Raw genomic sequence first — 13,459 nt, 5'->3', positions numbered from 1 at the left:
TCTCCCGTGAACTCTTCCGAGCCGTCGCGCCGCCATTTGGCTGCAGTGCGAGCTTGCTCCTGTCCTGCTAGCGACGTTAGAAGCCTGGCGCAGCATTTCATCCGTGCCGCCGAGATCGGACGCCGGCTGTCGCAGATGCACGTCAAAGCCAAGCATGCCGCATACTCATGTCGATCCCTGAACTCGGCGCCATGACCACAAGCTGCGGTCCCTGGCCTGGCTATGGCAAACTGCCGTCCTTTGCAATCGACGACGCAACAATGCAAGCCCACTGAAGCTTTGGTTGAATGACTGCCAGCTATTGGGACCTATTGCTCTCTCCTATCGACCGAAACACCTCGATTCCGGGCTGCATTCTTGATCGGCGATTCCGCGTGTGAAAAGAAGATTCTCCTTCTACTGTTGAGCTCGCGCCGGAAGCTGATGGTGGCAGTATATAGCGGAGCGAGAGCCAATATGCTGCCCGCTGGAACAGCTATTTTAGCAATCTCTAATGAAAACTCATTACTTACATCTGTCTAAATAGATATACATAATGCCATTGTATCACTCGGCTTCATAGTAGATTTCGCTCGATAACCAATTAGATTAAACGGCTATGGTTGCTATCACAGAGAGGGGCGAGAGCAACACCTAGCGGTACTGGTGCTTTTTCGGCCGGTCCAAGACGTGTAAAAAGAGCACGCAAATTGGCTTGCGCCAAGAAGATTCCGGCTTGCAGGTCGCGGATTTTGCTGGCATCTTCACCTGTTTATGGGTCTCTGCACTGTGGCAGGTGGTTCAAATAGAGGGGTATAAGGATGGCCAAGGAATCTTCGAGTACTTCGAGTGCCGTTTCCTCCGCAAACAAGGCGGACGCAAATTTGATCGGTAATGCAGACGGAAGCGGGCTGAACTTCATGGCGGCCCAGGTTCGCGAAAACGGGGGCGCCGGCGACGCCGTAGGTGTCGACAAGATACGCGATCTGCTGTTCGGCAACCAGATGCAGGACTATGACCGCCGTTTTTCCAAGCTTGAAGAACGGGTGTTGCAGCGCTTCAAGGATGTCGAATCCGAAGCCAAGCGCAATCTTGAGATGTACGAGTCAAATGCAAAGAAGCAGATCGATTCGCTCGCGGCGCAATTGCGGAACGAAAAAGACTCACGAGCCGATGCCGACAAGGAGATTGACCGGAATCTTCGCGAGCAAAACCAGGCACTTGAAAAGCAGGTGCGTGCGTTGTCGGATCAATTGAGCGCGCTTGAGCGGGACGTTTCGGACCGGATAAATCGAAACGATCATTTGTTGCGTGAGGAAATTAAGCAGAAGAATGAAGGCGTTCAGATGCTGATAGAGAAAATGTTTGCCGATCTCAGCAACGTTAAGACCGACCGAAATCTTTTGGCTGGCCTGTTTGTAGAGGTTGCGAAATGTCTGAATCAGGATCCCGTCGGCAGCAAGGGCAACTCGGATCGTAGCTGGAAAGTGAGTTGATGGGACCTTGACGTCAACCGTCGACCCAATCAGTCTTCCACAAAGAACAGCCTCGAACGATACAGAAATTGATCGCGAGGCTCTGGCTCGTCTTTTGGTCGAAATTGCCCGGAACGTTGATCCGGACTATCGTGCGCGTTTCGACGGAGTTCCAACCGCCGATCCTCGCATGGAAACGCTGCGCCAGTTGCTGGTCAGCCGCGAAATTTCGGAGCTTTCACGAGTTACGCATCTGCTGGACGAACCCGAGCAGCTTGCGGCAGCGGTGGGCGATGTTCTTCCCATTGCGGTCGCGCGAGCGACTCATGCGCAGCTCGGCGAGGCGCTTGCGCCAGCTGTCGAACGGGCTGTGCAACGGTCAATCCAGAAGAGCCCGCGCACGCTGACGGATATATTATACCCGGTGTTTCTGCCGGCAATCCGCAAGTCGATCGGGGAAAAGATCGACCAGACATTTCAGTCACTGAATGAAACTTTAAGACATATATTTACCTGGCATGGGCTCAAGTGGAGATTTGAAGCTTGGAGGACAGGTGCGAGCTTCTCGGAAGTTGTCCTAAAGCATTCTCTTATCTATCGTGTAGAGCATGCCTTTCTCATTAATCGTAATTCCGGGCTTTTGATAGCGCATGTAGCTGCCGACAATGCGACGAGCGAAGATCCCCAGCTGATTTCGTCGATGCTTAGTGCAATTCAAGATTTTGTGAAAGATTCATTCAACGAGAGAGAGCAGAGCGGCCTGGACACTATCCGTTTTGGCGACCTTCGTCTCTGGTCGGAAGTTGGACCGTTTGCGACCCTGGTTTCGGTGATCCGGGGAAATCCGCCAGAGGAATTGCATGAAATAGTTCGCGATGTATTGCTTCGCATCCATGAGGAATGCTCACAGGCTTTAGTAGAGTTTGACGGCGACAGTTCGCAGTTGGCCGGGGTAGAGGCGCAATTGCGGACCTGCGTGGAGCAGAAGCAGGAGGAATCAAACGAGGGATTTCCGTGGCTGGTGGCCGCCGTGGCCCTGCTGTTTTTGATTCTGGCAGGCGGTTGGTTCTTTCTTTCCTGGCAATCCGGGCAGCGCTGGCAGGCTTATGTGTCGCGCTGGCAGGCCTACGTGTCGCGACTGGAGGCCCAGCCGGGCATCATCGTTGCCGAACAACAGGCGCGCGACGGCCAATTCTATATTGCCGGCCTAAGAGACCCGCTTGCCGCCGACCCACAGTCGCTGTTGTCTGGAACGCAGGTCGATCCCGCCCGGGTTCATTCGCAGTGGCAATTCTATCAGAGCCTTCAACCGGAGTTCGTGCTGAAGCGGCTGAAGGCGTCGCTGGCTCCGCCGGATTCAGTACGACTATCAATCGACAATGAGCGCATCGTTGCCGAGGGTGAGGCTCCCGACACCTGGATAGATCGGGCGCGTGCAGCGGCCCGACAGCTTTCGGCAGGCGGACCGGAATTCGACATCTCCAAGGTTCGTGACGTAAGCCCCGAAGTACTCGAGGCGAAGCGCTGGCAGGCCTACGTGTCGCGACTGGAGGCCCAGCCGGGCATCATCGTTGCACAACAAAAAATACGCGATGGCCGATTCTATATTGCCGGCCTGAGAGACCCGCTTGCCGACGACCCGCAGTCGCTGTTGTCTGGAACGCAGGTCGATCCCGCCCGGGTTCATTCACAATGGCAATTCTATCAGAGCCTTGAGCCGGAGTTCGTGTTGAAACGGCTGACGGCGTCGCTGTATCCACCGGATACAGTACGACTTTCGATCGTCAATAATCGCATCATTGCCGAGGGCGAGGCTCCCGACACCTGGATAGATCGGGCGCGCGCAGCGGCCCGACAGCTTTCGGCAGGTGGACCGGAATTCGACATTTCCAAGGTTCGTGATGTGAGCCCCGAAGCACGCGCGGCGGAGCACTGGCAGTATTATGTGTCGCGACTTGAGGCCCAACCGGGAATTGTCGTCGCCCAACAATCGACCAGGGGTGGACATTTCTATATTTCCGGCCTGCGAGACCCGCTTGCCGCCGACCCGCAAGCTCTGCTGTCCGGAACGGAGGTCGATCCTGCCCGCGTTCATTCACAGTGGCAATTCTACCAGAGCCTTGATCCGAAGTTTGTGGTGAAGCGGCTGACGGCGTCGCTGACGCCGCCGAAATCGGTCCGACTTTCGATCATCCAGGGTCGCATCGTTGTCGTGGGCGAGGCTCCTGCCGCCTGGATCAACCGGGCGCAGGCCGCCGCTGAACAACTTTCGGCGGACGGAGTGGTTCTGGATGTCTCGCAACTGCGTGAGCTGGACCTTGCAGAGCTCAATCATTTGAGAGAGTCTATCCAGACGACCGACATTTTCTTCTCTTCCGGCAAAGTTGTGCCGGGACCAGAGCAGACGCCGGTTCTCGACAGATTGGCGGATCAAATAAAGGAATTCGCCCAAAATGCCCGCAAGTCAGGCGTAACTGCGCGGTTCATGTTGACCGGCCATTCGGACACCACGGGCCGTGAGACGGCCAACGCGTCGATCAGCGCCGCCCGTGCCGAGACAGTTCGTGCGCTTCTCAACAAGCGCGGCGTCGCCCCGGAACTGCTGCTGGTTCGGGGCGCGGGCACCTTTGAACCGGCGGTGCCTGAAAATAGTCAGGCTGGTAGCTCCACCAATCGCCGGGTTTCCGTTACGGTAAACTTGGACTAGGTCGGAGCCCAAGATGTTGCAAAAAAAGATCTGTATGTTGGGCGGGTTCTCTGTTGGAAAGACGAGCCTGGTTCGCAGGTTTGTGAAAAGCATCTTTTCAGAGACCTACTTGACCACGGTGGGAGTGAAAATCGACAAAAAGAGTGTCGCACTCCCGGACAAAACAGTGGATCTGATTTTATGGGATTTGGCCGGCGAAGATGATATCGGCTCATTCCGCGTCAGCCATGTGCGAGGTGCGACAGGCCTCGTGCTTGTCGTCGATGGAACCCGCGCCGCTACCCTTACCGCTGCACTCACGCTGCGCGAGCGGGTCGAGGCTGAATTCGGTGCTATGCCGTTCGTACTGCTTTTCAACAAATCAGATCTGGCCGATCGGTGGGTAATACCAGATAGAGAAATTGACGAACTGAGGCAACGCGGATGGCAAGTCTATCTGACAAGTGCGCTCTCGGGTGAGCATGTCGATGATGCGTTTCTTAAACTCGCTTCGATGGTCACCAAATAGACCATGCAAAGATTGCCAAGAGAGGTCGGAAGCTGGATTTACGATTTCTTCTACAACGAGCGTGCTATTGCGTATGTGAAAATTGACGCCCAGCTGCGGACAGCGGCGAAGGGCGGTAACGTTGAACATTACGGGCTCTCATGCCTTCGCATCGGTAAGCCTGTAGCCGACCAGCTTGAATTCATGGAAGGTTTGCTGCCTTGCCCGGAGCTTCCATTTCATATGCCTATGGTCGAACTGCCCAGCGGGCGTGTCGCGGACCTTCATCTTTTTGCTGATGATGACTGCGTGTGGCTGCTCTTTCTTGATGCCACTGCCGAACGCGACAACAAGCAGCGGCTTCAACAGAAGGCTTATGAAATGACTCTTCTGCAAGAGAGGGAGCGCCAACTCAACGAGAAGTTACATTCGGCCAATGAGGCGTTGAGGAAGAGTCAGGAGGGATTGTCGCGTGAATACCAGCGCGCGGAATCCCTGCTCCTCAACATTCTTCCGGCGTCGATCGCGAAGCGGTTGAAAGCGCAAAAGAAAATTGCCGACAACCACGCGGAGGTGAGTGTGCTTTTTGCCGACATCGTCGGTTTTACCGAAAGAGCGCGCAGCGTCGGAGCGGTGACTACGCTCGCTATCTTGAATTACTTTTTCAAGGCGGCGGATAGGCTGTCGGAACGACACGGCTGCGAAAAGATCAAGACTATCGGCGATTGTGTCATGGTGGTCGCTGGCCTGCCCACCGCGCGATCCGATCATGCACGAGCCCTCACGCACTATGCAGTTGAACTGCGCAAGGCGGTCAAGCGCGAACTCTTCGCAGGAGAACCGATAAGGCTGAGAATTGGAATTCACTCGGGACCGATCGTCGCTGGCGTCATAGGCAAAAGGCGGTTCGCCTATGACCTGTGGGGCGAGACCGTTAATCTCGCCTCACGTATTCAAACGTCCGCGGAGCCCGGTGAAATCCGTATCTCCGATGCAACGCGCCAACTGCTTGGGCCAAAATTTGCTTGCGACCCACTTGAGGAAACGGAATTGCGTGGTGCAGGTCGTGTACGAATGTGGCGGCTCCCAGCCTGATTTCCGGTTGCCGATCCTGGAGCGCACTGCATCTCAAGCCGCAAATGATCAACGCAAAGATTTGACCCAACTAGTGACCCTCATTGGGCGACTTGGGGCTGGCTCGCAACGACAGTTACGGCCATCTGGGCCGTTTTCCCCACGCGTGGGCGGCATGGCAGGAACTGCTCGCGTCAATCCTGACTATTCGCTGGAATACCGTCGCAAAGTCTTGCCTTACAAGAACCCTGCCGATATCGAACTCACGGTCGACGGGCTCCGCAAGGCCGGAATAGTGCAATGACAAATGAGGGCATGCGGCCGGATCAGACGCCAAAGGCTCGGCCTATCTTGCGCCATCGGGCGTTTTCACGAACCAGTTTCAGGTCGTCGGTCGTCTCGGCAAAGGTGTGCGAACGGTAGTGCCCGAGCAGGTCAGGAAACAGCCTCCCTGCCGGCAGGCCGGCAACCTGTTCGCGGACCGACATTTTTTCATCGATGACCCGGGTGCCCCAGGCATTTTCCCGAACCTGCAACTCGGCAGCCAGACCGCGCTCTTCCGGCGCGGTTTCATCCAGCGCGGCCAGCAGGATCGAATGGAAAAGCGCTACATAACCGATCTGCCTCAGGCCGCCCACGACCCGCACGCGCGGCAATATGGCAAGAACGAGGAACGTCAGGAACAAGTTCGGCAGCAGCACGCCGTCCAGCAGCGCCTGCTTGAGATGCGCCCGCTCGAACGGGATGGAAAGACCATTCGGCCTTTCAGGCTCGATCAGGTGCCCGTTCTCGAGGACGAGCTTGCGCACGCGCTCCTCGCGAATGCCCCAGAAATAGGCCGTGGCATTGGGCAGGAATCTGCCAAATGGGCCCGATTCGGTCTCTTGCAGGGTACGTTCGAGACGCTGACGCCTTGCGGGCTCAAGGAGCAGCTTGGAAAGAAGGCTGCTGTCATGGTCCAGATGCCGCGCCACGACGGAAGCCGCGAACCGGTCATCGATGAACACCGGCCGAGCCATGCCGGAACGATCCCAATCGGCGACCAGATCCTCGTTGAGTTCTGTCAGTGCATCGGCGGCGGTTCCAAACACCTTGTCCTGGCTGGCGAGCAGTGTGCCCAGCCAGCGGCTGGCATCCGTTTCGTCGCCCACCGCTTCGAGCGTCCGCTTGTTGAGGGTGACCGGGCCGGCCGCGCAGGCGCTTTTGCGGCATAGTTTGTGGCGCCCCATGCCAAACAAGTTGACCTTGTCGTCGCCGACATCGAGCCATCCCGGCCCCTCCCGGCCAATTGTCTCCATGGTCATCGTCGTTCCCATGAAGCCGACGAAGGCCGACAGCCCGTTTTCGACCGCGCCGAGCCAGGCAAACAGGAGGGCATCGAAGGTGATCCGGTCCATCAGAAGCAGGCAGTGGAGGCCGGACTGAATCACCGGTCTGTGGTCGAATTCTTCAAGGGCCTTGCCGACCTCTTCAGGCTGCATGATCAAATCAAGGCGCTGATGCAGTATATCAAGCAGGATCGAACGGGCAGCGATCGCCAGACTCGATGCAGGCCTTGCCACCGGCCGCCACAGATGGCGGGCGTATTCGGAAACCGGTGCATTCCAGTTCTGCTCGATGTCACGCACGACTTCCGGGCAGAGCAGTGATAGCACTGCCAGAACATCCACCGGAGCCTTAAGGGTCGGATCAAAGTCCGTGGTCATCAGAACCGCAGCCGGGCCATGCTCAGAAGGTCGTGATACCGCCCTTCGGTAAAGCCGGCCTTCACATGCCGGCCTTCGACCTCGAAGCCGTGGCTTGTGTAGAGGCGGATGGCCGGTTCATTGTCGGCATAGACGGTCAATTCGACTCGCTTCAGGGCGCGCCAGTTGTCGGCCACGTCAAGCAGCGCGCCAAGTATGGCAGAGCCGATACCCTTGCCGACAAAGCCATCGTCAAGGCCGATATTGATCTCGCCGATGTGCGAACGGCGCGGCGAACCCTGCACGACCAGGCTGCCATGGCCGACGACCTTGCCGTCCAGCTCGGCAACGATCCAGGTGGTTTCCTGGCCGGACTTGGCGATACGCCGTTCTACCTGCTCCACCATCTCGAATGGCATCCTGAGCGTGCCCCAGCGGAAGCCCGGCATGTTGAAGATGGCGCAAAGCGCCTCCGCATCGCTTGGCCGAATGGCCCGGAGTTGCGGCTGGATTTTCTTTGGGAATGGCGAGGTCGTGCTGGTCATGGCTTTCCCGGCAAAGGCAATGGGCCCGGCACGATGCACCGGACATCATCTGAAAATCCAGCCATCTCATCATCCTATGATGCCGATTGCGCGCTGAAGTACCAGGAGACGGCGTAGAGTTTGAAGATGCCGCTGATTCCGATCCAGCCGAAAATGGCGAGCCAGCACAATGTTCCCGTCGCCGTCCAGTCGATCCGGTGCACTGCGGCCTCGGTGATGACAAGGCCAAGGATGGCAAACAAGCCGACCAGAAACTGCGCCAGACCGAGCACCAGCAGCTCTTCGCGCGGCGCGCTTTTCCTGACGAGATATGTGCCGCCCGCTCCGGCGAGGAAGATGGCGCTGTAGACCTGAGCGTGGAAGGCGTCGATCGGCCACGGCCAGAAGCCGCCGAATGTCAGGGGAAACAGCAACAGACCGACGCCATAGAGCCCGAGGATCACCATTTCCATCGACATGTAGCCGCGCCATGCAGAGTTTAAGGTCACGCCCTTTGCGGAAGGACGGCCCCTGGCCCGCCAAAGGAACGATCCGGATACCGCGACCGAAGCAAGATAGACCAAGAACCAGAGCCAGGGCGCTTTGCGCTCGAAGTTGAAATAGCCGAGACTGAAGAACGAAGCCGCCGACACGATGACGGTGAAGATGAAGGCCATGACAAGCACGAGCCTGCCTGGCGACCAGCAGTTCCAGACCAGCAGCGCCGCCATCACGACCATTTCGGCGGTGTAGAAGCCGCCGAGGAAGCGGGCATTGAACGGCGTGACGGCCCAGGGCCAGCGCGGCTTGACCAGCGCAGGCGCGAAAAACAGGCCGGCGCCGACGATCAGGACGATGATGACCCCCGCCGAGAAAAGCCGCAGGGCCGCGGGAAATGGCGGGTTGCCGGGTGTCGGCGCGGGAGAAAGTCCCAAAGATGAATACCCCATGGACTCACCATAGTGCCGCTTGCGATCGGTGAAAATCCCGACGGAAATTGAACCGTCGCGCGGGCTCTGCCATTCGAATGGCCGTACGATCCGTTTCGAAGTAAGATGGAGCTCTCGGAACAAAGACCGGTTCCGGTGAACCACCTAGGGGGCGCATTTTCCGGAGCCTGCACGATGACCGAAATTCAGGATCTGTTCTCGCTTTTGCGGCAATCAACCGATGTCGATCTCCAGGCAATCGACGCGATCCGGCGGACCATCGCGGAAGGCAAGGATTATGAACTTTGCCGCATCAATGTGCCGGCTTTCGCCAGCAAGCATGGCCTCGACGAGGAACGCGCCATAAGCGCCTTCCTCCATGCGGCGCGGGTGGGCATCTTCGACATTTCATGGAATGTTCTGTGCCCCGGCTGTGGCGGCGTGCTCGACACCAACGCTACGCTGAAAACCCTGCAGAAGGACGAATACACCTGCGCGCTATGCTCCGAAGGCTATTCGCCGACCCTTGATGAGATGGTCGAGGTGACATTCACCGTCAGCCCTCGCGTGCGCAGGATTGCCGCCCACAATCCACACGAACTGCCGTTGGTGGAATATTTTCGCCAGATTTACTGGGGATCCGGCGTCGATCTGCCGGAAGAGGATCTGGCGAAAAACATAGGAGCGTTCTCGCTGGAGGATATCGAGCTGGCGCCGGGTGAAAAGGCCGTCCTGCTTATACAGCTTCCGCCCGAATTCATCATCGTCTTCGAGCCGGTCACCCATTCAGCGCAGTTCATCGACGCGAAGGGCGAACCAACAAAAGAGCGGCGAAGCCTGTCTTTGGCTTTCGACCGCGACCATGTCCAGAACCAGACACTGGAAATGCTACCCGGTCCGCTGCGTATTTCGCTGGAAAACAGGACCGACACCCGCGTGCTGCCGGCAGTCTTCATCGCCGGCGAGGCATTGCATAATCTCCTGGGCAAACGCCGGCCTTTTCTGACCGCCAAGCGCCTGCTCACCAACCAGACGTTCCGCGACCTCTATCGTACGGATACGCTCGACATCAACCAGCGCCTGAAGATCACCAGCCTCACCTTCCTGTTCACCGACCTGCGCGGATCGACCGCGCTTTACGAGCGGGTGGGCGACCTTTCAGCCTTCGATCTCGTGCACGTGCATTTCCAGGTTCTGCACGAGATCGTCGCGGCGGAGGCAGGCGCGGTGGTGAAGACCATCGGTGATGCGGTGATGGCGACATTCGCGACGCCTGATCGCGCGATGGCTGCGGCCCTCAGGATGCGTGATGCCATGCGTGCGCTCAATGACAGAAGCGGGCGCGAGGATCTGCTGCTCAAGATCGGTGTCCATGCCGGCCCCTGCATCGCCGTGTCCATGAACGAGCGACAGGACTATTTCGGCCAGACGGTCAACATTGCTTCACGGGTCCAGAACCTGGCCAACGCACAGGCTATCTTCGCCACCCGTGCAGTGGTCGACGACAATCTCACCGCCGATCTGTTGCGCAGGAACGCTCTGACGCCCGTGCTTCACGAAGTCTCGCTGCGCGGCATCGAGCGGGAGATAGCGGTGTATACAATCCCCTGAGCAATTGGGCCGTCCAGAGCAATTCCAAGGAAGTGTAAACGGTTTTCGGAAAAAGCGCCTAGCACTTTCCTTTGGAATTGCGGTAGAGCATCGTTTGCGTGAAAAGATGAGGGCTCTCGGCCGCTCACACGCGCTTGCAGAGGAAATAACGATCGGCGGGCTCTGAAGTCGGCGCCGGGAGGCGTTGCAGCAGCGGGTGATCGAGCGGCGTGCCACTGACCGCGAAGCCGCCGACGCGAAGCAGGCTCGCAATCAGATCGGGAAGCCAGGTAGCAGTCACTGCATCGCGATCGTCATAGCCGGTGCCGATGTCGGCATGAACAAGGGCGGCTTCGATGCCAATGAACTTGCGGGCCGTCTCGCGTATTTCGCCGAGCACGAGGTTTTCGGCTTCGGGAATTGAGCTGGCATGTGCACCGACTTCGCGGTCGAACACCACGATCCGGCGCCCGGGCAGGCGCTCGCGCAGATGGTGGAACGTCCGTCCGTTGCCGAGGCCGAGCTCGAGCACAAGCCCCTCCATCTTCGCCACCTCGACGCAGACTTGGTCGAGAATGTCGCGCTGTGCGGTCATCCTGCTGATGAAATTCTCAAGGCGACTCATATGCTTTGTGTGTCCTGAACCAGCTCAAGATCGGCAATGCCTCCGACAAGAACTGTTCACGGGTGTATCCCGAAGGCGTAGTGCCAAACTCGATCACGTGTCGGAACATATAGAGGCGGACGATGAACACTGCAACAACCGTACAGGCAGCCGGCAAGGATCATACCGGGTGGAATAGGCGGCACGGCGCGCGGCAAAATAACGACCTCACTTGTAGGGATCTGCGGCGTCCCGCAAGCCGTCACCGAGGAAGTTAAACGCCATGATGACGAGAATGACGGGGAGCATCGGCAGGAGAAGCCATGGATAGAACGCGATCACGCTGACGCTGCGCGCCTCGGTGAGCAGGATTCCCCAGCTGGTTATCGGCGCCCTCAGGCCGAGTCCGAGGAAGCTCAGCGCCGTCTCGCCCAGGATCATGCCAGGAATCGAGAGCGTCGCCGTCGCGATCAGATGCGACATGAAGCCGGGAATGAGATGCCGCCTAATGATGCGGCTGCTTCCGGCGCCCATCAACTGCGCGGCGAGAACGTAATCTTCCTCGCGCAAGGCCAGAAGCTTTGAACGCACGGCCCGCGCCAGTCCGGTCCAGTCGAGCACTCCGAGGATGACGGTGATGCCGAAATAGATCAGGATTGGGCTCCAGGTTATCGGCATGATCGCCGCCAGGGCCAACCATAGCGGAATGCTGGGAATCGATTGCAGAACTTCGATTATTCGTTGAACGATCAGGTCGAAGATACCGCCGTGATAACCGGCCAGTCCGCCGATGACGATGCCCAGCAGGAAGCTGAAACTGATGCCGACGAGGCCGATTGTCAGTGAAATGCGTGCGCCATAGATCATGCGCGAGAGCACGTCGCGCCCCAGCCGGTCGGTGCCCGCCAGGAAAAGCTGACCGTTTTCGGCAGCGCAGACAAAATGCCTGTCACCTTCGATCAGGCCCCAGAACCGGTAACGATCGGCCTTGCAGAAGAAACGGAGCCGCTGAACATCGTCCTGGTTGTCGATGTAGTTCCGCTTGAGCGTGTCCATGTCCAGCGTCATCTGGCGGCCATAGACGAACGGCCCGACGAACTGGCCGTTGTGGAACAGGTGCACCTGCTGCGGCGGCGAATAGATGTAGTCCATGTTGCGCGTGTGCAGGTTGTAGGGCGCCAGGAACTCGCAGATTAATATCCCGAAATAAAGCACTACCAGGAATATGCCGGATACAAGGGCGAGCCGGTGCAAGCGGAATTTCCACCACATCAGCCGCAACTGCGACGCCTGAAAGACCTTCGACTGCTCCACCGTCATCGCCTCGACCGACTGCAGGTCAAAGGGCGCGCTGGAAACATAGTGTTCTAGTGGAGCACTCGGAGCGGGGAGCGGCGAATCCGTTTTCATTTGGTGCTGCCGCCCTGCAAACGAATTCGTGGATCCAGCAGCGCCAGCGCCAGGTCGGAAATCAGGACGCCGATAACCGTCAGGAAGGCGAGGAACATCAGGAACGACCCCGCCAGATACATGTCCTGGCTTTGCAGCGCCTTGATCAGCATTGGCCCGGTCGTTTCCAAAGACAGCACGATCGCGGTGATTTCGGCGCCGGAGATGATGGCCGGCAGGATGGAGCCGATGTCGGAAATAAAGAAATTGAGCGCCATGCGCAGCGGATATTTGACCAGCGCCCTGAACGGATGAAGACCTTTGGCGCGCGCGGTCACCACATATTGCTTGTGTAGCTCATCGAGCAGATTGGCGCGCAGCCGCCGGATCATGCTTGCCGTGCCGCCGGTGCCGATGATCAAGACCGGGATCCAGAGATGGGAGAGTATCGACTTCGCCTTGGCCCAGCTCATCGGCTCGCTGAGATATTGCGGGTCCATGAGATGGCCGATGGACGTGCCGAACCAGATGTTGGCGAAATACATCAGGATCAGCGCCAGCATGAAGTTCGGAATGGCAAGGCCTAGGAGGCCAAAAAAGGTCAGGCCGTAATCGCCCCAACTGTATTGATGCGTCGCGGAGTACATGCCGATCGGAAAGGCGATGAGCCAAGTGAAGATGATCGTGACGAAGGAAACCAGCACAGTCAGCCACATTCGGTCCCCGACGACGCCGCGAACCGGCAACTCATACTCGAAGGAATAGCCGAAATCGCCGTGCAGCATCCCGCCGACCCAATAGAAGTAGCGAATGATCGGCGGCTTGTCGAAACCATATTCCTTACGCATCATCTCGATGCGATCGGAATCCACCCCTTCGCCCTGTGCCCGAAGCTCGGCGACATAGCTGTCGAAATAGTCGCCGGGGGGAAGTTCGATGATCGTGAACACCAGCGCTGATATCACCAGCAGCGTTGGAACCATCACAGTAATGCGCCAGACAATATATCGAAGCAC

Annotated in this window: 11 protein-coding genes; 5 read left to right on the top strand and 6 right to left on the bottom strand. The window is 58.0% G+C overall.

The window, feature by feature from the left end:
- Positions 1 to 800 precede the first annotated feature (800 nt).
- The 4 genes from NKJ11_RS28690 to NKJ11_RS28675 are packed head-to-tail and all read left to right on the top strand — an operon-like array spanning position 801 to position 5,743.
- Positions 801 to 1,475, top strand: coding sequence for a coiled-coil domain-containing protein (locus tag NKJ11_RS28690; RefSeq protein WP_031212622.1), 675 nt, complete (start codon positions 801 to 803; stop codon positions 1,473 to 1,475).
- 7 nt (positions 1,476 to 1,482) lie between these two features.
- Complete coding sequence (locus NKJ11_RS28685; protein WP_352679995.1) at positions 1,483 to 4,161, top strand: OmpA family protein; 2,679 nt, start codon at positions 1,483 to 1,485, stop codon at positions 4,159 to 4,161.
- Between the two features lie 13 nt (positions 4,162 to 4,174).
- A complete protein-coding gene (locus NKJ11_RS28680) occupies positions 4,175 to 4,669 on the top strand; it encodes a Rab family GTPase (protein WP_023809564.1) in 495 nt (164 codons plus the stop codon).
- Positions 4,670 to 4,672: 3 nt separating this feature from the next.
- On the top strand, positions 4,673 to 5,743 hold the full coding sequence (locus NKJ11_RS28675; RefSeq protein WP_128303844.1) for an adenylate/guanylate cyclase domain-containing protein: 1,071 nt from the start codon (positions 4,673 to 4,675) through the stop codon (positions 5,741 to 5,743).
- Positions 5,744 to 6,048: 305 nt separating this feature from the next.
- On the opposite strand, the gene NKJ11_RS28670 is transcribed toward NKJ11_RS28675, so the two are convergent.
- The 3 genes from NKJ11_RS28670 to NKJ11_RS28660 form a co-directional block, all read right to left on the bottom strand.
- A complete protein-coding gene (locus tag NKJ11_RS28670; protein ID WP_352794809.1) occupies positions 6,049 to 7,428 on the bottom strand; it encodes a hypothetical protein in 1,380 nt (459 codons plus the stop codon).
- Entirely contained in the window at positions 7,428 to 7,952 is a 525-nt protein-coding gene (locus tag NKJ11_RS28665; protein ID WP_023809560.1) for a GNAT family N-acetyltransferase, read from the bottom strand. The genes NKJ11_RS28670 and NKJ11_RS28665 overlap by 1 nt, the downstream gene beginning before the upstream one ends.
- A gap of 74 nt (positions 7,953 to 8,026) precedes the next feature.
- On the bottom strand, positions 8,027 to 8,866 hold the full coding sequence (locus NKJ11_RS28660) for a hypothetical protein (protein ID WP_245486163.1): 840 nt from the start codon (positions 8,864 to 8,866) through the stop codon (positions 8,027 to 8,029).
- Positions 8,867 to 9,055: 189 nt separating this feature from the next.
- Between NKJ11_RS28660 and NKJ11_RS28655 the strand changes: the two genes are divergently transcribed.
- Positions 9,056 to 10,471, top strand: coding sequence for an adenylate/guanylate cyclase domain-containing protein (locus NKJ11_RS28655; protein ID WP_352722837.1), 1,416 nt, complete (start codon positions 9,056 to 9,058; stop codon positions 10,469 to 10,471).
- Between the two features lie 124 nt (positions 10,472 to 10,595).
- Here NKJ11_RS28655 and NKJ11_RS28650 read toward each other — a convergent pair whose 3' ends face one another.
- The 3 genes from NKJ11_RS28650 to NKJ11_RS28640 form a co-directional block, all read right to left on the bottom strand.
- On the bottom strand, positions 10,596 to 11,075 hold the full coding sequence (locus NKJ11_RS28650; RefSeq protein WP_023809557.1) for a class I SAM-dependent methyltransferase: 480 nt from the start codon (positions 11,073 to 11,075) through the stop codon (positions 10,596 to 10,598).
- A 207-nt stretch (positions 11,076 to 11,282) separates the two neighbouring features.
- A complete protein-coding gene (locus NKJ11_RS28645) occupies positions 11,283 to 12,464 on the bottom strand; it encodes an ABC transporter permease (protein ID WP_031212616.1) in 1,182 nt (393 codons plus the stop codon).
- On the bottom strand, positions 12,461 to 13,459 hold the full coding sequence (locus NKJ11_RS28640; protein ID WP_352794808.1) for an ABC transporter permease: 999 nt from the start codon (positions 13,457 to 13,459) through the stop codon (positions 12,461 to 12,463). Before NKJ11_RS28640 ends, NKJ11_RS28645 begins: the two co-directional genes overlap by 4 nt.

It is taken from the genome of Mesorhizobium sp. M0243, assembly GCF_040321775.1.
Taxonomy (GTDB): Bacteria; Pseudomonadota; Alphaproteobacteria; order Rhizobiales; family Rhizobiaceae; genus Mesorhizobium.
Note: the sequence above shows the minus strand (reverse complement) of the source record. Positions and strands in the feature narration are given on the sequence as shown.

Bases quoted from the DNA above. Each gene is read 5' to 3' on its own strand.
- NKJ11_RS28690 (WP_031212622.1), top strand. From the start codon at position 801: ATGGCCAAGGAATCTTCGAGTACTTCGAGTGCCGTTTCCTCCGCAAAC.
- NKJ11_RS28665 (WP_023809560.1), bottom strand. From the start codon at position 7,952: ATGACCAGCACGACCTCGCCATTCCCAAAGAAAATCCAGCCGCAACTC.
- NKJ11_RS28670 (WP_352794809.1), bottom strand. From the start codon at position 7,428: ATGACCACGGACTTTGATCCGACCCTTAAGGCTCCGGTGGATGTTCTG.
- NKJ11_RS28655 (WP_352722837.1), top strand. From the start codon at position 9,056: ATGACCGAAATTCAGGATCTGTTCTCGCTTTTGCGGCAATCAACCGAT.
- NKJ11_RS28680 (WP_023809564.1), top strand. From the start codon at position 4,175: ATGTTGCAAAAAAAGATCTGTATGTTGGGCGGGTTCTCTGTTGGAAAG.
- NKJ11_RS28650 (WP_023809557.1), bottom strand. From the start codon at position 11,075: ATGAGTCGCCTTGAGAATTTCATCAGCAGGATGACCGCACAGCGCGAC.
- NKJ11_RS28645 (WP_031212616.1), bottom strand. From the start codon at position 12,464: ATGAAAACGGATTCGCCGCTCCCCGCTCCGAGTGCTCCACTAGAACAC.
- NKJ11_RS28675 (WP_128303844.1), top strand. From the start codon at position 4,673: ATGCAAAGATTGCCAAGAGAGGTCGGAAGCTGGATTTACGATTTCTTC.